A 26,674-nucleotide genomic window follows, 5' to 3' on the forward strand; every position below is an offset into this window, starting at 1 on the left:
TAAAAAAATGCACCATAGGCCATACCCAGGGTGCATATTATCGCATACTACCGTTCAAATATGTTCCCTACGCTGGTGTCAGCCAGATCAGGTTCCAAGGGTCAGTATCTTGACGGATACAATCTCAACCAGCAGCAACTGGTCCCCCTACATGAAAGTGATTCATTTAATTGTCTTGATTACACTATAACCTTGCCACAGCCTGCTGATTTTTTCAAGAGCTAGTTTTCCGTTTTATCCCGCTGCTTCGTTTTCTGGACTGCTTTACGTGCGATGAAAATCCCCAAAAATACCAGAACGCCCAGCAACAGCAGTATCGGCAGGTTACCAAATAGAAACACGATCAATCCTGAAAAGAAAGATAAGAGAAGATCGATACTTTTGACAAACTGTTCCTTTGTCTTTTGCCAGGTAGTGGATTCCCCACTGCTGCCGGAGATCCGCACATCATTCTCCTGAAGGTTAATATCAACAGTGGCCAAGTCCGTTTTATTTTCCAGATAGTTGATTCTTCCAGTGATCGTCTCAATCTCTTCTTGTACACCGGCTAAGTCTTCGGATATTTTCAGCAAATCTTCGGTTTTCTCTGCTTCCTCCATAAAAGCCATCAACCTTTTTTCGACAGCCTGCTTGGACTTGAGGCGGGATTGCAGGTCGACGTATTCTTCGGTGACATCCTGTCCGGAAACATTGTTTTCCAATACTTTGCTGCTGCCCTCTTTGACAAAATCGATGAACGGCTGGAATTGTTCTTGAGGAATCCTTGCGGTGATATGTCCCTCGGTACGGTCATCTTCAGGGTTTTGATAGGTACTCGATTCAACCACATAACCGCCGGCTTCTGTCACTTGTGATTGAATATTTTCCAAAGTCTGCTGGTAATCTTTTACTTCAATCCGCAAATTTGCGTGGTAAATCACTTTCCGGTTTGCTTGACTTGCTTTCTCGACTGCTTTTTCCTCTTCCTGTTGGGCTCCCTCTTCTCCGTTTTCCTCCGCCATCTTGTCGCTTAAAGCTGCATTGTCTTGACTGCTTTCTGTTTCAGCGCTGTCCATCTCCATGGGCATGTCGGCACTTTCCTTGGAGTCGTTGCTGCAAGCTGCCAAAAGCAGGAATAAACAGACTGAGAATAAATGGAAATACCGCTTTTTCATGTTTTGACCACCCTTTAGTTTTTTAGGTAGACGTCGGTAAGCCGTGAAAGTTACAACTAGCTTTCCTTTTTTGCATGGGTATGAATGAATATGTATAAATTCATGCATTTTTAGAGGAGGAGAACAAAGGAGAACCAGAAATCAATTGACGGCAGTGTTTTCGACCGGCGTGATGGAAAATGGGCGGTGGGCAAGAATCACAACTGTGTCCGCCCATCATAAATTACATTATAAATAGATGGCATGGAAAAATGTCACCGAAAAAAAGAGTGTATTATTAATAGATTTACAGGATAATTCACTTTTTCCTAAAAAAATGAGTTTTTATTGTTGAATTAATATACCTAATAGTGCATAATAATTCATACAAACTAAACATGATCAAACTATTAATAGATAACAAGCAGAAGGGGAGCGTTAATCAAATGAAAAAAGAAAAGATTGTTTTGGCATATTCAGGTGGTCTTGATACTTCTGTCGCCATCAAATGGCTTCAGGATAAATATAACTTCGATGTGATTGCAGTCGCTTTGGATGTTGGAGAAGGGAAGGACCTAGAGTTTGTTAAGAATAAAGCGCTCGATGTTGGAGCGATCAAATCATATGTGGTGGACGCGAAATCACTCTTTGCAGATGAATACGTACTTCCGGCCTTGCAAGCCAACCTATTGTATGAAAGCAAATACCCCTTGATTTCAGCGTTGTCCAGACCTTTGATCGCCAAAGTCCTTGTCGGGATTGCGGAAAAGGAAGGTGCTGTGGCTGTAGCCCATGGCTGTACGGGGAAGGGTAACGACCAAGTAAGATTCGATGTGGCATTTACCGCCTTGAACCCGGATTTGAAAATTGTAGCACCAGTACGTGAATGGGCGATGTCAAGGGATGAGGAAATTGCTTATGCTGAAGAAAATGGGATTCCTGTTCCGGTTGATATCGATAATCCGTACAGTGTTGACCAGAATTTATGGGGAAGAAGCAATGAATGCGGCATTTTGGAAGATCCTTGGGCGGAAGCACCTAAAGGCGCTTACGATTTAACAACAGACCCGGTCGATGCGCCCGACAAGCCTCAGGTCGTCCAAATCACCTTCGAGCAAGGAAAACCTGTATCACTTGATGGAGAAGCCATGGAGTTTTCTCAGCTCATCCTGAAATTGAATCAAATCGCCGGGAAGCATGGTGTCGGACGGATCGACCATGTGGAAAATCGTTTGGTCGGTATTAAATCACGCGAAATCTATGAGGCGCCGGCTGCTCTGACATTGATCTCGGCACACCAGGAATTGGAAGCATTGACCCTTCCTCGTGAAGTGGCTCAATTCAAGCCGACGGTGGAACAGAAGCTGGCACAAACCGTCTACGATGGTTTATGGTATTCTCCATTGACAAAAGCATTACAGGCGTTTATTGAACAAACGCAGACCCATGTGTCCGGAACGGTCAAGGTCAAGCTGTACAAAGGTCATGCACAAGTCATCGGCCGGGAATCGGCACAATCGCTTTATGATTTTGATTTGGCAACCTATAAACCAGAGGATTCTTTTGATCATGAAGCAGCTCTTGGCTTTATCAAGCTTTGGGGTCTTCCTACAAAGGTCCATGCCGCAGTCAATCAGACCAATGCTGTAACAGATGAGGCGATTGAAAATGTTGTCGTCGATGTAAAGGAAGCTGTTAAACAATGAAACTATGGGGCGGACGGTTCACCAAGCCGACAAATGAATTAGTCGATGAATATACAGCATCTATTCATTTTGATCAAAAACTGGCAGTCTACGATATACAAGGGAGCCTTGCCCATGTGGAAATGTTGAAGGTTTGCGGCATCGTATCGGAAGAAGATGCAGACGCCATTACAGCTGGCTTGAAAGCCGTAGGGGATAAAATAGCAGCGGGTGAGGCAGTCCTCAGTGAAGAAAACGAAGACATTCATATGAATATAGAGAAACTGTTGATCGAGGAGATAGGCTCTGTCGGTGGAAAACTTCATACCGGCCGGAGCCGGAATGACCAAGTCGCTTTGGATATGCGGTTGTATTTACGGGAAGCCGTGGTGACGATCAGCCAGTTACTGTTGGATCTGCAAAGGGCATTGCACAAACAGGCCGAGGGCCATTTGGAAACAGTGCTTCCCGGGTACACCCATTTGCAGCGTGCCCAACCTGTTTTGTTTGCCCACCATATGATGGCGTATGTATTTATGTTTCAACGGGACATCGAACGGCTATCTGACAGCTGGAAACGAGTTAATCAGTCGCCGCTTGGTGCAGGAGCGCTGGCTGGGACAACATTTCCGATCGACCGGCAATACGTAGCCGACAAACTGCGATTTGAAGGAATTTGCGAAAACAGCCTCGATGCGGTAAGTGACCGGGATTTTGTCGTCGAGTTTTTGGCCAATGCCTCCCTGGTATCCACGCATTTGTCCAGACTTTGTGAGGAGCTTGTCCAATGGTCTAGTGCTGAATTCAACTTTATCGAGCTGGATGATGCATTTTGTACAGGAAGCAGCATGATGCCGCAAAAGAAAAATCCGGATGTCGCGGAGCTTGTCCGGGGCAAAACGGGTCGAGTCTATGGACATTTGATGGGAATGCTGACGACTTTGAAAGGACTGCCGCTTGCTTATAACAAGGATATGCAGGAAGACAAAGAAGGAATGTTCGACACGGTGGAAACGTTAAAGGGGGCACTAGCGCTGTTCGCCCCAATGATCGAAACCATGGAAGTAAAGGCAGACAATATGTACCAGGCGGTTGCGAAGGATTACTCCAATGCGACGGACCTGGCGGATTATTTAGTGGGAAAAGGAATGGCCTTCCGGGAATCCCATGCTGTTGTCGGGCAGGCTGTTCTGTACGCTATTAATCAACAGAAATTTCTATTGGATTTGTCCTTGGAGGAATTCCAGCAGTTTTCTTCTTTGATTGAGGAAGATATCTATGAGGTGTTGACGCCAAAGGCAGTTGTGGACGCAAGGAATGTAGCTGGAGGTACTGCGCAAAACAGGGTGGAGGAACAGATTGCTTCTGCAAAACAACTTTTCCAATTGAGTTTGGAATGGATTGAGCAGCATAAACAGTTGATCAGCTACCAATAGCTTCTTTCAGAAAGGGTTGAGGTGACGGCTTGCTCCAGAGAAAATGAGAGCAGGCCGCATTTTCCATTTTAAATGTATAAATATTCTTATTTACGAATAAATATCAAAGAGCCGCGAGAGGAGTGGAACAATGATTGAAACACCAGGCTATCTTGTATTGAGCACTGGGGACGTGTTGGAAGGAAAATGGCTGGGAACAGAAATTGCCGTTGAAGGGGAATTAGTATTTAACACGGCAATGACGGGTTATCAGGAAGTGATGACAGACCCTTCCTATGCCGGACAGATTGTCACCATGACGTATCCGCTTATTGGCAACTATGGAGTGAATGAAATAGATCACGAAAGTATCAAACCGGCACTGGCAGGACTGATTATCTCTAGTGCCTGCCGTACACCTGAACATTATCAGGCAAAGTACACTGTAAAAGAAATGGTGGAGCAGTATAAGGTGCCGACTTTGTATGATATGGACACCAGGGCATTGACCAAGATTATCCGTGAACATGGGGAAGTATATGGAAAAATCACAACGCAACCGGAAGATCTGCCGGAAGATCGGAAAGTAGATCCGGAGATTGTCAAACAGGTTTCCGTTAACAATATGATCGAGATCTTGGCAAAACCAATGCCTGCTTTCTCCGGCCAGAAGACCAAACATATTGTCTTGTATGATTACGGTTATAAACACTCCATTACACATACCTTGACGGAGCTTGGCTGTAACGTGACAGTCGTGCCCTATGACACCGATCCGGCAGTACTGCACAACCTGAAGCCTGACGGAGTTGTGTTATCCAACGGACCTGGAAATCCGGAGGACTTGGCCGGATTAGGCAATAACATCAAACAAATCACTGAGACCTATCCAACCTTGGGCATTTGCTTAGGACACCAGCTGGTGGCTCTCGCATATGGAGGGAAGACAGAACGTCTGCCATATGGCCATCGGGGGAGCAATCACCCGGTGAAGGATTTGCTAACAGGGAAGGTATTCATCACTTCGCAAAATCACGGGTATGTAGTGGATGAAAACTCGATTTCCCTGACCGAGTGGGAAGTATCCCATATCAATGTCAATGATCGATCAGTTGAAGGATTGATTCATCGTCACAAGCCTGTCCTGACCGTCCAATTCCATCCGGAAGCACATCCAGGCCCGGTTGATACGTATTCGATTTTCCGAGAATATTTACAGATGATACCGAGCAAGGGAGAGAAGCAGCATGCCTAAGTTTTCACACATCCATAAAGTTTTGGTCATCGGTTCGGGTCCGATTGTCATCGGCCAGGCTGCAGAGTTTGATTATGCGGGTACACAAGCTTGCCTTGCATTAAAAGAGGAAGGAATCGAAGTGGTGCTAGTCAACAACAACCCTGCCACGATCATGACGGATCATAACATTGCAGATCAGGTATATTTAGAACCGCTGACTTGTGCTTCTTTGACGGCGATTATCGAAAAGGAAAGACCGGACGGTATTTTGCCGACACTGGGCGGACAGACAGGCTTGAATCTGGCAGTTGCTTTGTCCGAATCCGGTGCATTGGAAAAATACGGGGTCGAACTGTTGGGAACGCCGCTTGATACCATCCAAAAGGGAGAAGACCGAGAAATTTTCAAATCGATGATGACGGCTATCGGTGAACCTGTTCCCGAAAGCATCACCACCAGTTCGGTAGAAGAAGCTGTTCATTTCGCGAGTATAGCCGGTTACCCGATGATCATCCGGCCCGCCTATACGTTGGGAGGCGGAGGCGGAGGAATCGCCAACAATGAAGCAGAGCTTAAGGCAATCGTCCGTAATGGCCTGCATGCCAGTCCAATCGGCCAAGTCCAAGTCGACCAAAGTGTGAAAGGCTGGAAGGAAGTCGAGTATGAGGTGATGCGCGACGCTAATGATACATGCATTATTGTCTGCAATATGGAGAATATCGACCCAGTCGGTGTTCATACCGGCGACAGCATCGTTGTTGCACCTTCTCAAACGCTTAATGACCGGCAGTATCAGTTGCTTCGTTCCACTTCGTGCAAAGTAATCCGGGAATTAGGGGTCGTCGGGGGCTGCAACATCCAGTTTGCCCTCAATCCCGATAGTGACGAGTACGTCATCATCGAGGTGAATCCGCGAGTCAGCCGCTCCAGTGCCCTTGCATCAAAGGCAACTGGTTATCCGATTGCCCGCATTGCTGCCAAGCTGGCATTGGGCTATCAACTGGATGAAGTGATCAACCCGATCACCGGTCATACTTATGCAAGTTTTGAACCTGCAATCGACTATATTGCCGTTAAAATTCCACGCTGGCCGTTTGATAAGTTCACAGGTGCAGACCGGCTGCTTGGTACGCAGATGAAGGCAACAGGGGAAGTCATGGCACTTGCCCGCAATTTTCCAGCTGCCTTGAACAAGGCCGTCCGCTCGCTCGAAATCGGAACGGAGTACCTGAGCTGGCCGGCACATGCCGAACTGGATGACGCTGTAATCGAGCAAGCGCTTGTCCATGCGACAGATGAGCGGCTATTCATCATAGCAGAGGCTTTTCGCCGCGGATACTCTGTAGAAAAAATACATCAATTAACGGAAATCAATAAATACTTTTTAAGTGAAATGGCAGTGATGGTCGAGACGGAAACCGAGCTTCGCAGTAAAAGCTGGCAATCCCTTGATAAGCAGGAATTGAGCAGGCTTAAATATTATGGATATTCTGATCGGCTGTTGGCGGATATTTACCAGATCAGCCAGCAGGAGGTTCATCAACGTTGCAAAGAACTCGGGTTAACTCCGGCTTATAAAATGGTCGATACATGTGCCGCAGAATTTTCAGCAGAGACGCCTTACTTTTATAGCTCGTGGAAGGAAAGCGATGAAGTAGAACCAATCAAAGGCGATAAGAAAATTGTGGTACTTGGTTCTGGTCCGATCCGCATCGGGCAGGGAGTGGAATTTGATTATTGCTCGGTTCATGCCGCCATGTCGTTACAGGCACAGGACATAAAGGCAATCGTCATCAATAACAACCCGGAAACAGTTAGCACCGACTTTAATACAGCAGACCACCTTTATTTTGAACCATTGACAAAGGAAGATGTTCTGCATGTCCTGGAAAAAGAAGAGGCAGATGGAGTGCTCGTACAATTTGGCGGCCAAACTGCCGTGAACTTGGCAGATGGGCTAAGCAAAGCAGGCATGCCAGTTTGCGGCACCTCGCTGGCTGCAATTGAAGCCGTTGAAGATCGCGATCAATTTTACCGTTTATTAAAACGGCTGGCGATTCCGCATATTCCGGGTGAAACAGTGATGGATACGAAGGATGCAGAGGAAATAGCAGAACGAATCGGTTATCCGGTTTTGCTTCGTCCTTCTTATGTGATCGGTGGCCGCGGCATGGTCGTCATCCAGAACCATGAGCAGTTGATCAGCTACATGAACAGCTTGAAACAGGAAGCATCCGATTCGCGGATATTCCCGCTGTTGATCGACCGTTTCATCTCCGGTTATGAGGTGGAAGTGGATGCGGTATGTGACGGAGAAGACGTCCTGATTCCTGGGATTTTTGAACACATCGAAAAAGCCGGTGTCCATTCCGGGGACAGTACGGCCGTATTTCCGGCACCAGGCCTGACGGACCAACAGCGCAATACAATTGCGCAATACACAAAAAAGATTTCGACAGAACTGGATTTAAAGGGAATCATCAACATTCAATTTGTCATCAGCGAAGACAGACAGGACCTTTATGTACTGGAGGTTAATCCCCGGGCTTCCCGGACAGTACCGATTGCCAGCAAGGTTACCGGTGTCCCGCTTGTCGATTTGGCTACTCGGGTGCAAATGGGAGAATCCCTAGCAGAGACGGAATGGAATACCGGTCTTCATGAGCCCGTCGGCTACTATGCTGTAAAGGTTCCGGTTTTCTCGACCAACAAGCTGCCAGGCGTCGATCCGTTTCTCGGTCCGGAGATGAAGTCCACCGGGGAAGCGATAGGTTTGGGAATGACGGTGGAATCAGCAATGGCCAAGGCATTCGGATGGAAAGAAAACAACCTGCTGGAACTGGATGGCAATCAGCCAATATATTTGTCCTTTGGAAAGGATTTCGGCAAACTACCTGCAGAGTTAGTTGCCCTGCTGGAGAAACTGCCGGTGGAAATCTGGGCTGACCAAGCTACTGCTGATGCCCTTGAGAGCTGGGATATTGCTGTTAGTCAGGTTTTATCCCTTGCCGAGGCCGGACAGAGATGTCTGGACAATGCTTTTGCATTGGTAGGTGATCTACTGCATGGTTCTGGAACGGATGATCACATGCAACTTAGAGAAGATGCCTTAAAAACCGATACTTTATGCATTACTTCTGTGGAAACGTTGACGGCTTACTTGAAAGCCTCCACTCAAATAAAAGAACAACCCTATGCAATGAATCAATATTTGTTGATGAGCGAAGGGTTAAACAAAGCAAAGGAGCGTGTGTGAAGATGGGATTGACGAAAGAAGTCAGTATGGAGCAGCAACTGGCAGGAAAGGATTTTTTGACGCTTGCCGATCTCAGCAAACCGGAAATCGCCTATTTACTGGAACTGGCTGCTTATCTGAAAAAACAACGTCTGCGGGGAATAGTAGAGCAGCCTTTGCAGGGTAAAACCCTGGGAATGATTTTTGAAAAATCGTCGACCCGTACACGCGTTTCTTTTGAAGCTGGGATTTATCAATTGGGTGGCACAGGATTGTTTCTAAGTTCTGATGATATCCAAATTGGCAGAGGGGAACCAATTTCGGATACAGCCAAAGTGCTTTCCGGTTATTTGGACGGCATTATGATTCGGACTTTCTCCCAGCAAGTGGTAAAGGAGCTGGCTGAAAGTGCCACAATTCCAGTTATCAACGGTTTGACGGACAGTTATCATCCATGTCAGGTTCTCGCAGACCTGCAAACGATTGAAGAGGTAAAGGGCGGATTGTCCGGAGTCAAACTTGCTTATATCGGTGACGGCAATAACATGGCCCATTCCTTGATGCTTGGTGGGGCCATCATGGGTCTGGATGTTTGTATAGCTGCTCCTGGAGGATATCAACCCGAAAAAGCTATCACCCAGCAAGCCCAGTCGCTTGCGGCACTGAATGGAAGGAAAGTAGAGGTGACTACTGATGTTCACGCTGCTCTCGATCAAGCAGACGTCGTTTACACCGATGTATGGGCCAGTATGGGGCAGGAAAGCGAACAATCGGTGCGTGAGCAGGCATTTATCGGTTTTCAGGTGAACAAGAAGTTACTTGAACTGGCTCAACCGGATGCTGTTTTTATGCACTGCCTGCCCGCCCACCGTGGGGAAGAAGTAGCGGCAGACGTGATTGATGGGGAAAGTTCGGTCGTCTTCCAACAGGCAGAGAACAGACTCCATGCCCAGAAAGCTTTAATGACCGCCCTGATGGGATGAGGAACATGGAAACGTATTGGCACATCAGTCGTACCGATGTGGAGATGTGGAAGCATTCTCCCCGGAAATCGAGTGTTTTTCCGTAACGCAGGATTAGCACTTTATCTCATGTGCAGCTTCTATCAAGCATGCCGATTAATAAACAACAACATTTGAATAGAGCCAAAAAAGGGGTTGTCCAAAACCAATCGGACAACCCCTTTAACAATATCTATATGTTTTTGTTTAAGTTTAAGGTGCCTGCACTATAGTTTTGTTCCACTCGTTGATTGACTAAATACTCATCGAGGGCTTGCTGCAAGGTTCCTTTTATTTCCGCTTTGTTATCGAAAATCAGGTCCTGTGCCATCAAATTTCGAACCGTTTCCGGACGTAACCCTGTGATAACTGGGGTACAGCCCATCATGCCAATCCCGTCTAACAGTTTTAAAAAGTTTGTGGCGATATTGGACTCCATTTCCAAAATACCTGACAAATCCATAATCAAGGTGCGAATGCGCAGCCTGCCAATTTCCATTAACACCTTTTCCTCGATGGTGTTGACACGGGAAGCGTCAATTTCGCCAATCAAGGGGAGAATACACACATTTGGTGTAACAGGTATAATCGGGACGGAGAGATTTTCAACCATCTCCTGCTGTGCTTCGATCAATTCATCTTTATATTTGGAATAACTGATAAAAAATCCGTTAAGAAATTCGTCGATTAAAGCATTGATGTTGCTTTCCGTTTCGTAGAATCGCTCTCTGTCTACATCCATTCCGGACAGCAACTCATAGTCGTGTAAAGCAACCCATAAGGTTCTGCGGATCGCCTGTACCCACTCCAGTTTAAATGCAAGTGTCAGGGAATAATTGGCCCATGCAATTCCTTCTTTTCTTGCAAAAGCCACCACTTCATCTTTTTGACCGTCCACAACATAGAGGACAATCTTAAGCGCGTTCTCCAATAAATTGATATTGCCAATAACACGAATTTCTTCGATTTTATCCCGGACATTTACTGCTTCATTTAGTAATTTTTCTTCAAATGGCTGTTTGTTTTGGATGAGAAAATCCTTAACGCTCATCCCTTCTTCGTAATACCAATCCAAGATTCTTCACGTTCCTTTCCTTAAAATAGGAATTATAAGATAAACTGACTGTTTCTATTTCAAGCGTTGCTGCTTAACATTTTAATAGTGACACTATTATATCAAAATCCTTGTACGTTTAAAATTAATAGGGTGCCATCAAGGATGATTGGAAAAAATTGTTGTCAAACTCTAAGAATATGAGTATGATAAAAGTGAGTAATCACTCACAAGAGGAGGGCCTGATATGGAGATAGTGAAATTGCGGCATGTATCGCATTCATTCGATAGGCAGCAGGTTTTGCAGGATATTAACCTGTCAATCGGCTCGGGAGGAATATTTGGTTTGCTCGGTCCATCCGGGTCAGGAAAAACGACGCTTGTAAAAACGATCGTTGGCACGCTAACACCAACTGCAGGAGCAGTGGTTGTATTGGATACCAGGATGCCGTCACTGCAAACGATGGGATCCATTGGTTATATGGCACAGGCGGATGCCCTCTATCATGAGCTGACTGCAAAGGAAAACCTCGCTTTTTTTGCAGCCATTTACGGAGTGCAGAAAAAACAAGCGGCCGTACGTATCGACCAAGTGTTGGAGGATGTTGAATTGCAAGACAGCAAGCATAAAATCGTCCATGGTTTTTCTGGCGGTATGAAGCGGCGGTTATCATTAGCAGCTGCGTTGATTCATCAGCCGGAATTGTTAATTCTGGATGAACCGACGGTTGGGATCGATCCTTTATTGCGCAATAAAATTTGGGGCAGGTTTGCTGATTTGAAAAGACGGGGGACAACAATCATCGTAACCACCCATGTGATGGATGAAGCGGAACGATGTGACACGTTAGGGCTGTTAAGGGATGGGAATATCATTGCCCATGGTTCTCCTGATGCGTTAAAGCAGGAAACCGGTACGGATTCGATTGAGCAGGCATTTCTAATTTATGGGAGGGGAAAGGCATGAAAATAAAGGCGATTGTAGTTCGGATTCTGCGTCAATTTATTCACGATAAGCGGTCCCTTGCCTTGATGATTGTTGCCCCGTTATTGATTTTGACGTTGACCTGGCTGGTGTTGGACCAGGAGGCTTCTCAACCAAAGCTAGCAGTCGAGGGGGCTCCTGCTCCGCTTGAAGCAGCAGTGCAGGATAGCATGCTCGAAATCGTCGACGTGGAGGATCCCGGCCAGGCGCTTGCCGATTCGGAAATCGACGCCATCCTCGAAGCAGATGGACAACGTATCCATGTCACGGTGGACAATAGCGAACCTAATCAAAGCGAGGCTGTGAAAATGGGATTGCAGGAGGCATTGGCATCCCGGTCAGACAGGCAGGCTCCGGATATATCCATGGAATATTTATATGAAGAGAATGCAGAGACAACATTTGATTATACGGGGCCGGTTTTGATTGGGTTCTTTGCGTTTTTCTTCGTGTTTTTAGTAGGTGGTATTTCCTTTTTGCGGGAAAGGTCACAGGGCACGATGGAGCGGCTGTTCGCCATGCCGCTGAACGGTTGGGAAATCATTCTCGGTTATATCAGCGGTTTTGGGTTGTTCGCAGTGCTTCAGTCGTTTATCGTCGCGTTGTATGCTGTTTACGTTTTGGGAATTCCGCTTAACGGATCCTTATGGCTTGTCATTCTGGTTACCATGCTACTTTCATTGAGTGCACTCACACTCGGCATCCTGCTATCCTCTTTTGCCAGAAATGAATTTCAACTAATGCAGTTTATCCCAATCGTCATCGTTCCACAGGCGTTTTTTTCAGGGATGTTCAGTCTGGATAACGCTGCTGACTGGGTGGCGTATTTAGAATACGTTATGCCGATTTCCTATGGAGCTGATGCCCTCAAGGAAATCATGATTAAAGGGAACGGACTGGCGGAAATACAGGTCGATCTCTATGTTGTCCTTGGATTTTCTCTGTTATTTTATCTTTTGAATCTTGGTACACTTAAAGCATACCGAAAATAACGATAAGGTGAGGGTCAACATATGCAAGAGTCCTATTTAAGAGAATTATTGAAAGTGGATGAACAAGAGATAAGGTTAACCGAAAAGCAAGCAAACATACTTGCAGCTGCAATTGAAATATTTGCCGAGAAAGGGTATGCAGCAACAGCCACAAGCGAAATCGCAAAGCGTGCCGGGGTAGCGGAAGGGACCATTTTTCGCCATTACCCGGCAAAAAAGGATCTGTTATTGGCTATTGTGAAGCCAGGAGTGCTCAAGCTTGCTGTTCCTGTGTTTGCCAGCAATATGGTCGAAAATATTTTTAATCGGGAATTTCATGGTTTTGACGAGCTGTTAAGAATATTCATTTACAATCGGTTGGACTTTGCTAGACAGAATGTCGCGATTTTGCGGATAGTACTCCAGGAGTTTGCCTTTCACCCGGAAATCAAGATGATCATCGAGGAATCGTTCCTTGAACAGGTGTATCCGAGAATCAAGCAGACAGTTACGAGATTTCAGGAAGCGGGACTGCTTAAAGAAATGCCGATTAATACTATGGTCCGTTTTATAGTCTCCCCCATACTAGGATTCATCGTCACCCGTTTTCTTTTGAATCCTGATGCTGAGTGGGATGAGGCGCGGGAAGTGGAGCATCTCATTGATTTTATTTTGAAAGGCATTGAAGCATAACATAGAAAGAGCCTGGGTCAAAAGCATCGTGACCAAAATAAAAATCGAACGATTCCACAATTCGTTCGGTTTTTGTTTTGGTGTCCGTGCTTCTGTCCCGGCCTCTTTGCATTTTTAGGATGTTTGGCTGGTCGGCCAACGGGTAGGTGATAGGGGGATCGGATGAATAGGCACGAATTCTTCTGAGTAGACATAACCTTTTAATGAAACAGATAAAGATTGGGAAAATCGGAGTTGGCGCTGTTACGTCCACCTGTTATAATCAAGGTTATGGGAAAAGAGATTTCTGTGTCGCTTTTAACCATCAACGAAGAGGACAATCCAAAGGAATGATTTAATTTGATAAATATCGAACATGTTTATCAGGAAATATCACATATAACAGCTGAAGAAAATATTATGCTGGATGAGCTGCTGAAAAACCATACGTACACCCGTCTTGGCGGAAAGGCGGATATTCTTGTCACGCCGGAAACATTTTCTGAAGTTCAGGAGCTGGTGAAGCTTGCCAGGCGGGAAAACATCCCGTTCACGCTTCTTGGCAACGGCTCCAATATGATTGTGAAGGACGGTGGAATTCGCGGCATTGTCATGAGTCAAAAGCAATTTCAGGATATTCGGGTCGAGTCCGGTACGATATTTGCCCAAAGCGGTGCAGCTATTATCGATGTTTCACGCCGGGCATTAAAGGAGAGACTGACCGGCTTGGAATTTGCCTGCGGAATCCCAGGTACAGTGGGAGGCGCCCTGTTTATGAATGCAGGGGCTTACGGCGGGGAAATCAAAGATGTGTTAGAAGAGGCGGTGGTCGTCGATCGGGATGGGACACTATTGACCCTTCCTGCCAAAGACCTCGATCTGGAATACCGGACCAGCAATATCCCCGACAATGGATACATCGTTTTAGAAGCGAAATTTAAACTCCAGCCAGGAAAATATCAGAGCATCAAAGCAGTTATGGATGACCTGACGTATAAACGGGAGTCCAAGCAGCCTCTCGAATATCCATCATGCGGCAGTGTTTTTAAGCGCCCGCCGGGTTATTTTGCCGGCAAGTTGATCCAAGACAGCGAGTTACAGGGGAAAGGAATCGGGGGCGCTGAAGTCTCCACGAAGCATGCTGGTTTCATTGTCAACAAAAACAATGCGACAGCAACCGAATATATCTCTGTTATTGAGCTGGTACAAAAGACAGTCAAGGATAAGTTCGGTGTGTTCTTGGAAAGAGAAGTGAAAATCATCGGAGAAGATGCCGATGCGGAAACGGTTAAAGCAGTAAAGCAAAATTGAAAAAGTGACTGGGGCAATTTAGAGACCAAAGCAAAAACCGAACGATGATTCGAAATCCTAAAGATTCGAACCCGCTCGGTTTTCTTTCATATCAGTGGGCAAATCGAAGGTTTCTGCAGTCATCTCATCCGATTTTGGCAGCTGGCGAAGTCCGGAATGACAGAGCCAGACGATTGTCACAATCAGCAAGCCCACTCCGGCACAGCTGAAAATCAGGGAAGGGGAGAATGCAGAAGCAAGGTATCCGCCAGCCAGCGACCCAATCGGCATAGCTGAAGCACTCATACTGCGGGAAACGGTATTGACACGTCCTAATAAATGGAGCGGGACAACGGATTGCATTACGGCAGCAAACAAAACATTGGTCGCACCAACCGGTACCCAAGCCAACCCGAATAGTACCGCTCCCAAAAGGACAGGTGATAGAAATGTACTGGCGACCCAGCAACAAGACCCGAAAAAAAACGTCAGAATGGAAAGCTTCCCCACAGGAAACCGGCCGAAAAAAGTACTGGTCAATGCTCCAAGCAGGGAACCGGTAGACATAGCCGCCAAGTAAAAACCGTATATTTCCGCTCCCCCAAGCTCCGCCCCCAAACTGGGAAGGACGGCTAATCCCGCGCCTATTGCAAAGTTGCAGACGACCGATCCAATTAAAAAACTCGCCAGCAATGAACGGAAAACAAGTGAAAATCCCTGCTTCAATTCCGTCTTATAGTCCAGGAATGTCTGTTTTATTGATGCTTTTTCTTTCTTCTTTTCTTCGGCCCATGGAAGTTTACACATAGTGAACAAGAGAGCTGCCAAAGCAAATGTCATGGAATCTGCAAGATAGAGAGAGACAGCCCCTACGATAGCAACGAGGATTCCGGAAACGGCATTGAATAGCAAGTCAATCCCCTGATAGGCAAAAGCGAACAAGGAATTTCCCTTTACAAGCTGTTGTCTGGAAAGAATATGGACAAGCGCTTTTGTTTGGGAAGGATAGGCAAACTGTTCAATAAAAGCGACCAATGGCATGATGATCAGGATGAGATGAACGGTCAAAAAACCGAGCCAGTGAGCCATCGGAATGATTAAAATCAGGAGGCATTGCAGCAGCTGGGTAAACACAAGTACTTTTTTAATCGGCCATTTATCGACAAACGGTCCCGTGAAAAACTGTAACGCCGTCGGAAGTAACGTTAAAAATCCCGCCAAACCAGAGTAAAATGCACTGCCGCCTAAATCGTAAACAAGCCACATGGCAGCTACATAGTAAATGCTGTCCCCGATATTGGTGACAATTCTGCCAATAAACAACAATAGAAAGTTTCGATTGGTCCATAGTAAGTTCATTTTCCGCCTCCTAGTTTTAAAAAAATCACACGGTCAAAAAAAAATGACCGTCACCTTAAAAAAAGAACCTATTCGGATTCTTTTTTTGATTGATTTTTTATTTCTCGTTTTTGAAATAACGACTCGTCGATTTCAAATCCAAAGGCTGTAATGCTGTATAGCTTTTGGTCCGGATGGTTTTCCGTCTCGGCGCTTAGGGCCCTTAATTCATCTATTAGATCAAAAAACTTTTTGATCCATTGCTTGAAATCTTCCTCCGTTGCCGAGATTTCCCATGTCGAGCCAAGATGTGACCATTCCGCAGGTTGGGTTATAGCAGTCTCTTGCTTAAAGGCATTCTCTGGAGCGGTGATTACCCTCATTTTCGTCCTTTCCAGCATGCGGGTGTACATTTGCCGGATTGATTCACTTAATTCTTCTTTATACGGAAGCAGTTCTTCCGAAGGCGTAAACCCTCTTGCGGTGGATTGGTAAAATTTTTGAACGATTCCGTTTTTTTCTTCTGTTTTCACAATCTCGACTAGTCCATTTTTGGCTAACTCCTGCAGGTGATAATGAATCTTTGCCCTGGAGAGGTTGAATTGGGCGGCTAATTGCTGCCCGGTGTATGGCTGTTCCATCAGCCGCATCACTAGCTGACTCCGGAAAGGATCGCTCAAAGATTTTAACTGTTCATAAGTCTCTAACACCATTAATTGTTTCATCCCAAGTCACCCCTTTGTTAAAATTACACGGTAAAATTTATTTAACCGTATACTAACATGTTCATAGGTTACACACAAGGTAATTTGGAGAAATTTTCACAAGGCTAGTTAGATGCATTTTTCACAAAATAATGCTATGATGTCTTTAATTAAATACGAAATTCCTTTGGGGCAGGGTGTAAATCCCGACCGGCGGTGATGGACAAGTTCATGTCCTCAGTCCGTGACCCGTTTGCGTACGCAGCGGTGGATTTGGTGAAATTCCAAAGCCGACAGTTAAAGTCTGGATGGGAAAAGGAAGCGAAACAGCACAGTAGTGACGTTTTATTCAGGATACGGAAAAAGCCGCGGGCATAAGCATGCCTTCTGCATTCTTTGCCGTATTCCCGAAGAAGATCGTCCCTGCTTAACTTTACCGATTTTTAAAAGCCCCGGCATCTACCGGGGCTTTTTTACGTTCAAAATGAGAAATGGAAACTCTTTGCTCCAGGGAATGAGAGGATGAAGGATTTGGCATCAAAAGAAACCTATATGGATACAGCGTTGGCATTGGCAGAAGTGACCATTGGACAAACGAGTCCGAACCCTTCTGTCGGTGCGGTCGTCGTGAAAGACGGCAACGTGATCGGCATGGGCAGCCACTTGCAGGCAGGGAGTGCACATGCAGAAGTGCATGCGTTGAGACAAGCGGGAGAAGCGGCGGCAGATGCAGTGATGTATGTCACCTTGGAACCGTGCTCCCATCATGGCAAAACTCCGCCATGTGCCGATTTAATTGTGGAACATCAATTAGCGAAAGTCTACATTGCGTGTTTGGATCCCAATCCCGAAGTGGCGGGCCGTGGTGTGGAAAGGTTGCGTCAGGCAGGAATCGAGGTCGAAGTGGGCTTGAGACAGGAAAAGGCGGTGGAGCTCAATCGCCGGTTTTTTAAACAAATCAGAGAAAAGTCACCTTTCGTTACATTGAAAGCGGCCATGACTTTGGACGGCAAAACGGCAGCCAGTACTGGTGACAGCCGCTGGGTCACGTCGGCAGCGGCAAGAGAGGATGTTCATCGGCAGCGTGACCTTCATGACGCTGTTCTGGTCGGTATTGGAACAGTAATGGCAGATGACCCGCGCCTGACTGTCAGGCTTCCGGAAGGCGGCAAACAGCCGATCCGTATTGTGCTGGACAGCGATTTGCGCATTCCTGCTGGCAGCCACCTGCTGACTAGTCCCGAAGCGCCAACGTGGTTGATTTGTGGCTCCTCAGCCGACACGGAGCAATCCAAGCTGATAAAACCGCATGTGAAAGTATTCCAGCTCGGCACAAAGAAAGTAGAACTGGACTCCGTGTTGAAACTGCTGGGAGATGAGGGTGTTCAGTCTGTCTATGTAGAAGGCGGAAGTGCCGTTCATGGCTCTTTTATCGAAACAGGATTGTTTGATGAGTGTCATTGGTATATTGCTCCGCTCCTTCTTGGTGGCAGTGATGCCATTTCAGTGGTGGGTGGTGTCTCGCCGGAACGGATGGGACAAGCAAAACAGCTGGACATTAAATCGGTCGAAAAAATCGGCGGCGACCTCAAAGTCATTGCCATACCAAAAAAGGAGGCGGAGTGATTGTTTACTGGTATTGTCGAAGAAAAGGGAAAAGTAACATCCATTCATCGCAAGCAGGAGTCGTTGACGATGAACATAGCGGCTGAAACGGTGACAAGCGATGTGAGAATAGGCGACAGTATTTCGGTGAATGGTGTCTGTCTGACCGTCACGTCTTTTCAAGAGACTGACTTTACGGTGGACATCATTCCCGAAACATTCCGTACCTCCTCGCTGTCCGATGTCGCTCCTGGAACTTACGTTAATTTGGAACGGGCCATGCGTGCTCAGGATCGATTCGGGGGGCATTTTGTCTCCGGGCATGTAGACGCGGTAGGTATCATCACCCATAAATGGAAAGAAGCAAATGCAGTTTATATAACCATCGAAGTCTCCTCAGAGGGGATACCATATCTTTCGGAAAAGGGGTCAGTCGCAGTGGACGGCACTTCCTTGACCGTGTTTGCCGTCCATCCATCGGCTTTTACGATCTCGTTGATTCCCGAAACGCAGCGGGCAACCATTCTCGCTGAAAAGCAGACAGGAGAAACCGTCAACCTGGAATATGACGTGCTGGCAAAATACATCGATCGTCTCCTGGCGGCAAAATATCAATCTTCTGCAGAAGGAACGGCCGGGAAAGTAACCGCGGAAAAACTACAGCAATTTGGCTTTTTAGATTAGGAGGACTAGTTATGTTCCAAACGATAGACGAGGCATTACAAGACTTGCGGGCAGGAAAAATGGTCATTGTCGTTGACGATGAAAACCGGGAAAACGAAGGGGATTTGGTTATGCTTGCAGAGCATGCCACTCCTGAATCGATCAACTTCATGGCCAAGGAAGGCAGGGGGCTCATCTGTGCCCCGATGGACAAAGAGCTGGCCGATAAATTGCGTCTGCCGGCTATGGTGGAAGAAAACAGCGACACCTATGGAACGGCGTTTACCATCAGTATCGACCACGAGGAAACCGACACAGGAATCAGTGCTTACGACCGGGCACTGACCATCCAAAAATTGATTGAGGAGAAGACAGAAGCGGCTGCTTTTAAACGGCCGGGTCACGTGTTCCCGTTGGTCGCCAAACAGGCCGGTGTTCTCGAGCGTACGGGTCATACGGAGGCTGCAGTCGACCTGGCGAAACTTGCAGGTTCTAAGCCCGCAGGCGTGATCTGTGAAATCATGAACGGGGATGGCACCATGGCGAGGCTGCCGGAGTTGGAGAAAATGGCAGAACGGTTTGACTTATCGCTGATCACCATTCAAGACTTAGTTGCCTACCGTAAAGTGAATGATATCTTGATCAATAAAGAAATAACGATCAAGCTGCCGACAGCCTATGGGGAATTTAATCTCACTGCTTACACGGAAAAATTCACAGGCAAGGAGCACCTCGCCCTTTTCAAGGGTGAGATAAGTCCAGAGAAACCTGTCCTCGTGCGGATTCACTCAGAATGTTTGACGGGAGATGTTTTTGGTTCCCATCGCTGTGATTGCGGACCACAGCTCGAGCAGGCTCTGCAAGAGATCGAGGCAGCTGGAACTGGCGTGCTGATATACATGCGTCAGGAAGGTAGAGGAATTGGCTTGCTGAATAAACTGAAGGCTTACAAGCTGCAGGAGCAAGGTTTTGACACTGTCGAAGCAAACCACCAGCTGGGTTTTCCAGCAGACTTACGAGACTATGCAGTTAGTGCCCAAATGTTAAAGGACCTTGGCGTCCGGAAGCTGCAGCTATTGACCAATAACCCGCGGAAAATTTCCGGGTTGAGCGATTATGGGTTGGAAGTGACGGAAAGAAAAGCAATCCAAATACCGGCAAACAAAAACAATGAAAGATACTTGCAAACGAAAAAAGCAAAGCTTGACCATTTATTTGATTTTCCCAGCAGCAACTGATTTCAAGGAGGATAATAAAATGACAAATGTTTATGAAGGAAACCTGGTAGGTACAGATTTAAAGATCGGAATCGTGGTTGGAAGGTTCAATGAGTTCATCACCAACAAATTATTAAGCGGTGCCCAGGATGCATTGAGGAGACACGGAGTGTCGGAAGACGATGTATCGGTTGCCTGGGTTCCTGGCGCGTTCGAAATACCGTTGGTTACGAAAAAAATGGCTGCTTCCAAAAAGTATGATGCGGTGATTGCCCTAGGGACGGTTATCAGGGGATCGACTCCACATTTTGATTATGTAAGCAGTGAAGTTTCAAAAGGAGTAGCAAATGTTTCCATACAGGAGGATCTGCCGGTTATTTTTGGGGTGCTGACGACAGATACGATTGAACAAGCGATCGAAAGGGCCGGGACAAAAGCCGGCAACAAAGGAGCAGAAGCAGCTGTTTCAGCAATAGAAATGGCCAACTTGTTGAAAAACCTGGCTTGAAGCACTAAATGCAAAGAAAACCGGGCAGCCCTGCCTTGAGGGTTTTGCGGTTTTTTACTGCTCGATGGAAAATTTTTAGCAACGTTATTCTCTAGCACAAGGAAACGTAGTAATCAGATGGAATAATGCCGTATATTTTTCAATATCCCAAAGATGATTGTCTAGTGGTAAGATAACCATAGGAGGGATTCGGTGATTACGTATGAAATCTTTGAAAGTAATTTAGGCAATGTAAAGCCTATGGATGAACAGTTCATTTGCGATGAAATCGAAGAACTGATCGAGCGCTTTGCTTTGACCATCACCCAAAGAACCACCTTAAGTACAAAAAAAGGCTGTTACCATTGGCACGCAAAAAAAGAAAGACAAAAAGGGGTACTCGAGGTCACCTATTGGCCAAAACACGGAAGGCTTTGGCTGGAAATAGCGGATAACCGTAAGGCGGAATGGAATATCGAGCTAATTGCCGAGCTTGCCGATGAGCTCGCTGAAAGATACGGCGGCCAAGTAGGGTAGCAGTGTTTCAGCAAAAACGAAAAGTTTGACAACTGGAAGAAACCTAGATAAAATGGAAACTAGAAAAACTGAATAAGTTTCCATGATTTATTTTATTCATGGAGATAATCTAGAAGGGGTCATAGCGTGAAAGAAAGAATTATCAAGCAGGTTGTCGAGGAAATACAGCAAAGCGGGATGCGTTTCACGGTAGATGATATTACCAACCAACTAGGGATTAGTAAAAAAACGATTTATGAGCATTTTTCCTCGAAGGAAGAAATAATTGAAACCATCGTAGATAATATTTTAGAAGAGACAGATCAGAAGACGAATCAATTGATGGCTGATGATTCTATTTCATTCATCGACAAAATCAAGCAATTGATGCAAGTGCTGCCGGAATATCACCAAATCTATGATCGCCCGATACTGGATGAAATGAAACGGTATTATCCCGATCAATGGGTGAAGATGGAAGATGCACTGGAAGAAGACTGGGATGATTTGCAGAAATTGATCGAGCAGGGCATCGAAACGGGTGAAATTGTTTCCAACTACTCGATTCCTGTTATCATGAAGGTGCTGATCGAGGCAATCAATACGACGTTAGACCAGCACTTTTTCAATAAAAACAACATAACCGTAGCAGAAGCTTTGTCCCAAATTGTCGATATCCTGTTATATGGATTGGTACCAGAGAATAAAAGATAAGACGCTTTTATTCTTTGATTTTTGTATAAATAAACGATAAAAACGTTTATAGTTTATTGGTTTTTTAACCGGGAATCCGGGAAAGAAAATCAGAAAACGGAAGCAGGGAGGTATTCAAGATGGCATATTTACTATTGGCAGGAGCCATTATCAGTGAGATCGTCGGAAGCTCGATGTTGAAGATGTCTGCAGGGTTTACAAAGCTGATTCCGGGTGTAATGGCGATCATGAGTTATGGTGCATCCTTTTATTTTCTGGCATTGGCGTTGAAAGAACTGCCAATGGGGCTTACTTATGCTTTGTGGGCCGGCATCGGCACCGTGATGACCGTGATGATTGGCATTGTATTTTGGAAAGAGCAATTTTCTATTCAAACGCTGGTTGGAGTGACGGCTATTGTAATTGGTGTCGTGGTCCTGAATATGCCACAAGGGGCCTGACCTTTACCGCGTAGCCTGGACAACTTGACAAGGAGCCGGTTAATTCATATAGTATTTATACATTTGAATTTACGAAAAGCAATGACAAGGATTAGTACTGGAAGTAGCGGTGCCGCAGAGAGGAAATGGTTGGTGAGAATTTCCGTACAGCTATCCAGGAACCTGCCTTGGAGCTCAGTATCGATAAGATACAAGCGGAGACATCCGTTATCAAAGAAAGAGTGCACAGGTAACTGTGAACAAGGGTGGTACCACCAGACCTCGGTCCCTTTTTAGGGATCGGGGTTTTTTGTTTATCAACGTACTAACGGAAAATAGGAAAAGAAAAGGTGGTTGAAAATGGCCAAAAAGAACAAGCAATTTGTAGAAAAAGTCACCGCAATGGAAGACGATTTTGCCCAATGGTACACGGACGTCGTAAAGCAGGCTGACTTGGTCGATTACGGTCCTGTACGAGGATCGATGATCATCAGACCTGAAGGATACGCAATTTGGGAAAACATCCGGGACATTCTCGATGCAAAAATAAAAGAAACCGGGCATGAAAATATGTATTTTCCACTGTTCATCCCGGAAAGTATGCTGCAAAAAGAAAAAGACCATATCGAGGGATTTGCTCCGGAGGTTGCCTGGGTAACACACGGCGGTGATGAAGAGCTACAAGAGCGACTGGTTGTCCGTCCGACCTCCGAGGTGCTTTTTGCTGAGCATTATGCAAAAATCATTCACTCCTACCGCGATTTACCAAAGCTGTACAATCAATGGAGTAACGTTGTGCGCTGGGAAAAAACGACCAGGCCGTTTCTTCGCTCCCTTGAATTCCTGTGGCAGGAAGGACATACTTGTCATGCGTCTGAAGAAGATGCGGCGAAGGAAACACGGCAAATGCTCGATGTGTATGCGAGTGTTTTCGAGGATTACATGGCGATTCCTGTTCTAAAAGGAAAGAAAACAGAGAAAGAAAAGTTTGCTGGGGCAGCTTATACGTTGACGATTGAAAGCTTGATGCATGATGGGAAAGCACTGCAGGCGGGAACATCCCACCATTTGGGGACCGGTTTTGCAGAAGCGTTCGATATCCGCTTTACCGATGAAGCGGGTGAATTGCAGCCTGTTCATCAAACATCCTGGGGGTTCACGACTAGATCGATCGGAGCCATGATCATGGTTCACGGGGATAACCGCGGCCTGGTAGTCCCGCCGAAAATCGCCGCTAAGCAAGTGATGATTGTACCAGTCGCCCAACATAAAGAAGGGGTGCTCGACAAGGCGTATCAGTTGAAAGAACAGCTTGGCAACATCGCCCGGGTCGACATCGATGCCAGTGATAAGATGCCTGGTTGGAAATTCAATGAGTATGAGATGAAAGGTGTTCCGATCCGGTTGGAAATCGGACCGAAGGATATCGAAAAAGGGCAAGCTGTATTGGTCCGCAGAGATACCGGTGAGAAATTGTTTACACCGATCGGTGAACTGGAAAAGGCCATCCCGGAATTGTTGGAGGATATCCAGCGGAACTTGTTTGAAAAGGCCAAGAAGCATCGCGAAGAGAAAACCAGTGTTGCGACAAACATGGAGGAGTTCAAACAGAATTTGGAGCAAAATCCCGGGTTTATTAAAGCAATGTGGTGCGGAGATCAGCAATGCGAGGATCAAATAAAAGATGAAACCACCGCAACTTCCCGCTGTATCCCGTTTGAACAGGAAAAAGTCGCGGACACCTGTGTCTGCTGCCAAAAACCAGCAAAAGAGCTGGTCTACTGGGCTAAAGCATATTAATAAAAAAGCGGAGGATACCCGAAAATCACGGTACGGAGGCAAAGGAAGTCTCCGCTAGTTGCTGGGGTCTATGGCTAATCAAAAAAAGCATAAAAGGAAGACGCAGAAACAGGTTTGTCCTCCTGCCCCTGAAGGGAACAGTAAAGAAACACTTCATAGTGGAGGGTGGTAGCATGGACAAGTCGGAACGTGAGAGGGGCAGCATGCTCCCGGACCAAAAGGATGAAATCAAGTTCAAGGAGTCCAAAGAAAAACAGGATAAACGTGATACGTTTGCTGAACCGCAGGAGGATTTCCCGATTGATCAGGTAGAAAAAGATGAAAAAGCGGACAGAAAGAAAACGACTTCTTATAAAGATATCGAAACCGATAAAGAAAAGGAAAAAGATCAATAACTTAAGGCTGCGGCTTCTCCCTTCGGGGGGAGGCCGCAGCCTTTTAGGAAGAAAGAAGCTGTTGGATGTCCGTTTCTATACTCTCTGGTTTGGTCGACGGGGCGTATCGTTTAACGACATGTCCGTCCTTATCGACTAAAAACTTAGTGAAGTTCCACTTGATTTGTCCGGAAAGGATGCCAGGAGCTTGCTTACTTAAATAAGCAAAAAGTGGATGGGCGTTTTTTCCTTTGACGTCGATTTTGCTGAACAATGGAAAGGTTACCCCATAATTTACTTCGCAGAAGGTTTGGATTGTTTCCTCTGAACCTGGCTCCTGATTCATAAACTGATTGCTGGGAAAGCCCAGCACGACTAAACCATCATCCTGGAATTTATCATACAACTGTTGCAAGCCTTGATACTGAGGTGTAAATCCACATTTGCTGGCCGTATTGACGATCAACATCGCCTTTCCTTTATACTTTTGAAGCGGTAATTCTTCGCCTGAAATCGAAGTGGCAGAAAAATCGTATATGTTCATGCAAAACGCCTCCTTTATTGAAGGATAGCATAATCGAGTAACAGATCTGATAAAGGATGCTCAAATCTCTATAGAATCCAGCTTTTTGGCACCTTATGCAGGGTATAGCTCTCGGATTTCCCGTTTCTCTGCAAATGCTGCGGGGTGGTTTTTTGCTCGACCAACTCTTTATCGAAAGGCTTATTCCATAAAAATAGCGATTACACTTAGGCCGCAGAGGAAATAAAACTCGCTTTCCGCGGACGAACGCCCAAGCCTCCTCGCAAAGCCCGCTGTGGGGTCTCGATCGCCCGTATTTCCGCAGGAGTCTCGCTTATTTCCTCTGCTACGCTTTTTCGCTCTAAAGAGCCAACCGCTTGCTACCATAAAAGTCTATCACTAATCCCCGATAATTCGGTGACAAAATGGGGTTGTACTCTATCCCGATCTTTTACCGTAGTTTTAAGCAATTATCTAAATCAAGGCAGGGGCATCACCACATACAGTATGTAACAAGAATTCCCCCTTAAAAAAAGACGACCAGTACGGCCGTCTTTCACATGTGGTGTTCCTCTTTAGATAACGCTTGATTAGCACTTTGAAAGGAAACCAGACTTATTGATGGGCTACTCCATCTTCACGTTCGATTCTTTCCAGTCTTGCTTGGATTTCTTCCTCAGATAAATTGTGCTCTTCCACATACATGTTGCGTGGTGATACACGGCATTCATGCGTACATCCGCGCATGTACTTATGCTCATTCTCTTCTGAGCAAAGGAATTGGCGGTTACATTCAGGGTTTGCACAGTTTACATAGCGTTCACAAGGCTTCCCATCAAAGAAGTCTTTTCCTACTACTACATGTTCTTTACGGTTGACCGGTACGGAAATCCGTTCATCAAACACGTAAAGCTGTCCGTCCCACAGCTCGCCTTGTACTTCCGGATCTTTTCCATAGCTAACGATTCCGCCATGTAATTGGCCGACATCTTCAAATCCTTCCTTTACCAGCCATCCAGAAAATTTCTCGCAGCGGATACCGCCGGTACAGTAGGTAAGGACTTTTTTGCCTTCTAATTTGTCTTTATTTTCTTTCACCCATTCAGGTAATTCCCGGAATGTTTCAATATCAGGACGGATGGCACCGCGGAAGTGGCCAAGGTCATACTCATAATCATTCCGTGCATCTAAAACAACCGTATTTTCATCCCGCATGGCTTCATAAAATTCTTGGGGACTTAAATATTGGCCGGTTGTTTCATTCGGGTCAACGTCATCCTCGAGACGGAGTGTAACAAGCTCGGGACGCTGACGTACATGCATTTTTTTGAACGCATGGCCGTCAGATTCATCTACTTTGAAGACCATTTCGGCAAAACGAGGATCAGCGTGCATGTCGTCCATATATTTATTGGTTTGTTCCACTGTTCCAGAGACCGTGCCGTTGATACCTTCTTCGGCAACCAGAATGCGACCTTTCAAGCCGAGTTCTTTACAATACTTGAGATGCTCGGCTGCATAGGTCTCCGGATCATCGATTGGAACATAGTTATAATACAATAATACTTGATACTTTTCTTGGTTTTCCATTTTATTACCACCTATCAATTCATATTTGCAAGATATAAATGTAGGG

24 protein-coding genes, 2 riboswitches and 1 other annotated feature are annotated in these 26,674 nt (G+C 46.0%); of the genes, 18 read left to right on the forward strand and 6 right to left on the reverse strand.

Annotation, left to right across the window (positions count from 1 at the left end):
* Window positions 1-47: 47 nt before the first annotated feature.
* A riboswitch (TPP riboswitch) is annotated at window positions 48-159 on the reverse strand.
* Between the two features lie 62 nt (window positions 160-221).
* On the reverse strand, window positions 222-1,154 hold the full coding sequence (locus ERJ70_RS01190) for a DUF4349 domain-containing protein (RefSeq protein WP_209366581.1): 933 nt from the start codon (window positions 1,152-1,154) through the stop codon (window positions 222-224).
* A 425-nt stretch (window positions 1,155-1,579) separates the two neighbouring features.
* On the opposite strand from ERJ70_RS01190, the gene ERJ70_RS01195 reads away from it, so the two are divergent.
* The 5 genes from ERJ70_RS01195 to argF all read left to right on the forward strand — a co-directional run bounded on the left by ERJ70_RS01195 (window position 1,580) and on the right by argF (window position 9,688).
* Entirely contained in the window at window positions 1,580-2,839 is a 1,260-nt protein-coding gene (locus ERJ70_RS01195; RefSeq protein ID WP_209366582.1) for an argininosuccinate synthase, read from the forward strand.
* Window positions 2,836-4,254, forward strand: a complete 1,419-nt coding sequence (argH, locus tag ERJ70_RS01200) for an argininosuccinate lyase (RefSeq protein WP_209366583.1) — start codon at window positions 2,836-2,838, stop codon at window positions 4,252-4,254. The genes ERJ70_RS01195 and argH overlap by 4 nt, the downstream gene beginning before the upstream one ends.
* Before the next feature lie 130 nt (window positions 4,255-4,384).
* Window positions 4,385-5,488, forward strand: a complete 1,104-nt coding sequence (locus ERJ70_RS01205) for a carbamoyl phosphate synthase small subunit (protein ID WP_209366584.1) — start codon at window positions 4,385-4,387, stop codon at window positions 5,486-5,488.
* On the forward strand, window positions 5,481-8,726 hold the full coding sequence (gene carB, locus ERJ70_RS01210) for a carbamoyl-phosphate synthase (glutamine-hydrolyzing) large subunit (RefSeq protein ID WP_209366585.1): 3,246 nt from the start codon (window positions 5,481-5,483) through the stop codon (window positions 8,724-8,726). The genes ERJ70_RS01205 and carB overlap by 8 nt, the downstream gene beginning before the upstream one ends.
* Window positions 8,727-8,728: 2 nt before the next feature.
* Window positions 8,729-9,688, forward strand: coding sequence for an ornithine carbamoyltransferase (argF, locus tag ERJ70_RS01215; protein WP_209366587.1), 960 nt, complete (start codon window positions 8,729-8,731; stop codon window positions 9,686-9,688).
* Window positions 9,689-9,899: 211 nt separating this feature from the next.
* Here argF and ERJ70_RS01220 read toward each other — a convergent pair whose 3' ends face one another.
* Window positions 9,900-10,757 (reverse strand): STAS domain-containing protein, encoded by an 858-nt coding sequence (locus tag ERJ70_RS01220; protein ID WP_209369077.1) that lies wholly within the window; start codon window positions 10,755-10,757, stop codon window positions 9,900-9,902.
* Between the two features lie 250 nt (window positions 10,758-11,007).
* Here ERJ70_RS01220 and ERJ70_RS01225 point away from each other — a divergent pair, with 250 nt between their 5' ends.
* The 4 genes from ERJ70_RS01225 (at window position 11,008) to murB (ending at window position 14,699) form a co-directional block, all read left to right on the forward strand.
* On the forward strand, window positions 11,008-11,727 hold the full coding sequence (locus ERJ70_RS01225) for an ABC transporter ATP-binding protein (protein WP_209366589.1): 720 nt from the start codon (window positions 11,008-11,010) through the stop codon (window positions 11,725-11,727).
* The gene (locus ERJ70_RS01230; protein ID WP_209366591.1) at window positions 11,724-12,737 is read left to right on the forward strand and encodes an ABC transporter permease; all 1,014 of its coding nucleotides are present in this window, start codon (window positions 11,724-11,726) and stop codon (window positions 12,735-12,737) included. The genes ERJ70_RS01225 and ERJ70_RS01230 overlap by 4 nt, the downstream gene beginning before the upstream one ends.
* Before the next feature lie 21 nt (window positions 12,738-12,758).
* The gene (locus ERJ70_RS01235; RefSeq protein WP_209366592.1) at window positions 12,759-13,409 is read left to right on the forward strand and encodes a TetR/AcrR family transcriptional regulator; all 651 of its coding nucleotides are present in this window, start codon (window positions 12,759-12,761) and stop codon (window positions 13,407-13,409) included.
* A gap of 339 nt (window positions 13,410-13,748) precedes the next feature.
* A complete protein-coding gene (gene murB, locus ERJ70_RS01240; RefSeq protein WP_256439064.1) occupies window positions 13,749-14,699 on the forward strand; it encodes a UDP-N-acetylmuramate dehydrogenase in 951 nt (316 codons plus the stop codon).
* Window positions 14,700-14,756: 57 nt separating this feature from the next.
* Here the strand turns inward: murB and ERJ70_RS01245 are convergent, their stop codons facing one another.
* Together ERJ70_RS01245 and ERJ70_RS01250 are read right to left on the reverse strand one after the other, a co-directional pair.
* Complete coding sequence (locus tag ERJ70_RS01245; protein WP_209366594.1) at window positions 14,757-16,037, reverse strand: MFS transporter; 1,281 nt, start codon at window positions 16,035-16,037, stop codon at window positions 14,757-14,759.
* Between the two features lie 68 nt (window positions 16,038-16,105).
* Entirely contained in the window at window positions 16,106-16,741 is a 636-nt protein-coding gene (locus tag ERJ70_RS01250) for an ArsR/SmtB family transcription factor (RefSeq protein ID WP_209366596.1), read from the reverse strand.
* Window positions 16,742-16,899: 158 nt separating this feature from the next.
* Window positions 16,900-17,044: riboswitch (FMN riboswitch) on the forward strand.
* A 207-nt stretch (window positions 17,045-17,251) separates the two neighbouring features.
* Here ERJ70_RS01250 and ribD point away from each other — a divergent pair.
* The 9 genes from ribD (at window position 17,252) to ERJ70_RS01295 (ending at window position 24,536) form a co-directional block, all read left to right on the forward strand.
* Window positions 17,252-18,346 carry a bifunctional diaminohydroxyphosphoribosylaminopyrimidine deaminase/5-amino-6-(5-phosphoribosylamino)uracil reductase RibD gene (gene ribD, locus ERJ70_RS01255; protein ID WP_209369079.1) on the forward strand — a complete coding sequence of 365 codons (1,095 nt, stop codon included), beginning with the start codon at window positions 17,252-17,254 and terminating at the stop codon, window positions 18,344-18,346.
* Entirely contained in the window at window positions 18,347-19,009 is a 663-nt protein-coding gene (ribE, locus tag ERJ70_RS01260) for a riboflavin synthase (RefSeq protein WP_209366598.1), read from the forward strand.
* 11 nt (window positions 19,010-19,020) lie between these two features.
* Window positions 19,021-20,226: a bifunctional 3,4-dihydroxy-2-butanone-4-phosphate synthase/GTP cyclohydrolase II gene (locus tag ERJ70_RS01265; protein ID WP_209366600.1), complete on the forward strand. Its 1,206-nt coding sequence runs from the start codon at window positions 19,021-19,023 to the stop codon at window positions 20,224-20,226.
* Window positions 20,227-20,245: 19 nt separating this feature from the next.
* A complete protein-coding gene (ribH, locus tag ERJ70_RS01270; protein ID WP_209366602.1) occupies window positions 20,246-20,713 on the forward strand; it encodes a 6,7-dimethyl-8-ribityllumazine synthase in 468 nt (155 codons plus the stop codon).
* Between the two features lie 192 nt (window positions 20,714-20,905).
* Window positions 20,906-21,229, forward strand: coding sequence for a hypothetical protein (locus ERJ70_RS01275; protein ID WP_209366604.1), 324 nt, complete (start codon window positions 20,906-20,908; stop codon window positions 21,227-21,229).
* A 126-nt stretch (window positions 21,230-21,355) separates the two neighbouring features.
* Window positions 21,356-21,922, forward strand: coding sequence for a TetR/AcrR family transcriptional regulator (locus ERJ70_RS01280; protein ID WP_209366606.1), 567 nt, complete (start codon window positions 21,356-21,358; stop codon window positions 21,920-21,922).
* 119 nt (window positions 21,923-22,041) lie between these two features.
* Window positions 22,042-22,362 (forward strand): DMT family transporter, encoded by a 321-nt coding sequence (locus ERJ70_RS01285; RefSeq protein ID WP_209366608.1) that lies wholly within the window; start codon window positions 22,042-22,044, stop codon window positions 22,360-22,362.
* Window positions 22,363-22,434: 72 nt separating this feature from the next.
* Window positions 22,435-22,635 (forward strand) — a binding site (T-box leader).
* Between the two features lie 66 nt (window positions 22,636-22,701).
* Window positions 22,702-24,141, forward strand: coding sequence for a proline--tRNA ligase (gene proS, locus ERJ70_RS01290; protein ID WP_209366610.1), 1,440 nt, complete (start codon window positions 22,702-22,704; stop codon window positions 24,139-24,141).
* A 173-nt stretch (window positions 24,142-24,314) separates the two neighbouring features.
* Entirely contained in the window at window positions 24,315-24,536 is a 222-nt protein-coding gene (locus tag ERJ70_RS01295) for a hypothetical protein (protein WP_209366612.1), read from the forward strand.
* Between the two features lie 43 nt (window positions 24,537-24,579).
* On the opposite strand, the gene ERJ70_RS01300 is transcribed toward ERJ70_RS01295, so the two are convergent.
* Together ERJ70_RS01300 and trhO are read right to left on the reverse strand one after the other, a co-directional pair.
* Window positions 24,580-25,059: a glutathione peroxidase gene (locus ERJ70_RS01300; protein ID WP_209366614.1), complete on the reverse strand. Its 480-nt coding sequence runs from the start codon at window positions 25,057-25,059 to the stop codon at window positions 24,580-24,582.
* Between the two features lie 594 nt (window positions 25,060-25,653).
* A complete protein-coding gene (gene trhO / locus ERJ70_RS01305) occupies window positions 25,654-26,628 on the reverse strand; it encodes an oxygen-dependent tRNA uridine(34) hydroxylase TrhO (protein ID WP_209366616.1) in 975 nt (324 codons plus the stop codon).
* Window positions 26,629-26,674: the final 46 nt, after the last annotated feature.

The sequence above is a fragment of the Sediminibacillus dalangtanensis genome (genome assembly GCF_017792025.1).
Classification (GTDB): Bacteria; Bacillota; Bacilli; order Bacillales; family Amphibacillaceae; genus Sediminibacillus; species Sediminibacillus dalangtanensis.

Excerpts from the sequence above, each read along its gene's own strand:
- ERJ70_RS01250 (WP_209366596.1), bottom strand. The coding sequence starts at position 16,741 with ATGAAACAATTAATGGTGTTAGAGACTTATGAACAGTTAAAATCTTTG.
- ERJ70_RS01230 (WP_209366591.1), top strand. The coding sequence starts at position 11,724 with ATGAAAATAAAGGCGATTGTAGTTCGGATTCTGCGTCAATTTATTCAC.
- ERJ70_RS01220 (WP_209369077.1), bottom strand. The coding sequence starts at position 10,757 with ATGAGCGTTAAGGATTTTCTCATCCAAAACAAACAGCCATTTGAAGAA.
- proS (WP_209366610.1), top strand. The coding sequence starts at position 22,702 with ATGGCCAAAAAGAACAAGCAATTTGTAGAAAAAGTCACCGCAATGGAA.
- ERJ70_RS01205 (WP_209366584.1), top strand. The coding sequence starts at position 4,385 with ATGATTGAAACACCAGGCTATCTTGTATTGAGCACTGGGGACGTGTTG.
- ERJ70_RS01190 (WP_209366581.1), bottom strand. The coding sequence starts at position 1,154 with ATGAAAAAGCGGTATTTCCATTTATTCTCAGTCTGTTTATTCCTGCTT.
- ERJ70_RS01265 (WP_209366600.1), top strand. The coding sequence starts at position 19,021 with ATGTTCCAAACGATAGACGAGGCATTACAAGACTTGCGGGCAGGAAAA.
- ERJ70_RS01300 (WP_209366614.1), bottom strand. The coding sequence starts at position 25,059 with ATGAACATATACGATTTTTCTGCCACTTCGATTTCAGGCGAAGAATTA.
- argH (WP_209366583.1), top strand. The coding sequence starts at position 2,836 with ATGAAACTATGGGGCGGACGGTTCACCAAGCCGACAAATGAATTAGTC.
- argF (WP_209366587.1), top strand. The coding sequence starts at position 8,729 with ATGGGATTGACGAAAGAAGTCAGTATGGAGCAGCAACTGGCAGGAAAG.
- ERJ70_RS01235 (WP_209366592.1), top strand. The coding sequence starts at position 12,759 with ATGCAAGAGTCCTATTTAAGAGAATTATTGAAAGTGGATGAACAAGAG.
- trhO (WP_209366616.1), bottom strand. The coding sequence starts at position 26,628 with ATGGAAAACCAAGAAAAGTATCAAGTATTATTGTATTATAACTATGTT.
- ERJ70_RS01225 (WP_209366589.1), top strand. The coding sequence starts at position 11,008 with ATGGAGATAGTGAAATTGCGGCATGTATCGCATTCATTCGATAGGCAG.
- ERJ70_RS01285 (WP_209366608.1), top strand. The coding sequence starts at position 22,042 with ATGGCATATTTACTATTGGCAGGAGCCATTATCAGTGAGATCGTCGGA.
- ribH (WP_209366602.1), top strand. The coding sequence starts at position 20,246 with ATGACAAATGTTTATGAAGGAAACCTGGTAGGTACAGATTTAAAGATC.
- ERJ70_RS01245 (WP_209366594.1), bottom strand. The coding sequence starts at position 16,037 with ATGAACTTACTATGGACCAATCGAAACTTTCTATTGTTGTTTATTGGC.
- ERJ70_RS01295 (WP_209366612.1), top strand. The coding sequence starts at position 24,315 with ATGGACAAGTCGGAACGTGAGAGGGGCAGCATGCTCCCGGACCAAAAG.
- ERJ70_RS01195 (WP_209366582.1), top strand. The coding sequence starts at position 1,580 with ATGAAAAAAGAAAAGATTGTTTTGGCATATTCAGGTGGTCTTGATACT.
- carB (WP_209366585.1), top strand. The coding sequence starts at position 5,481 with ATGCCTAAGTTTTCACACATCCATAAAGTTTTGGTCATCGGTTCGGGT.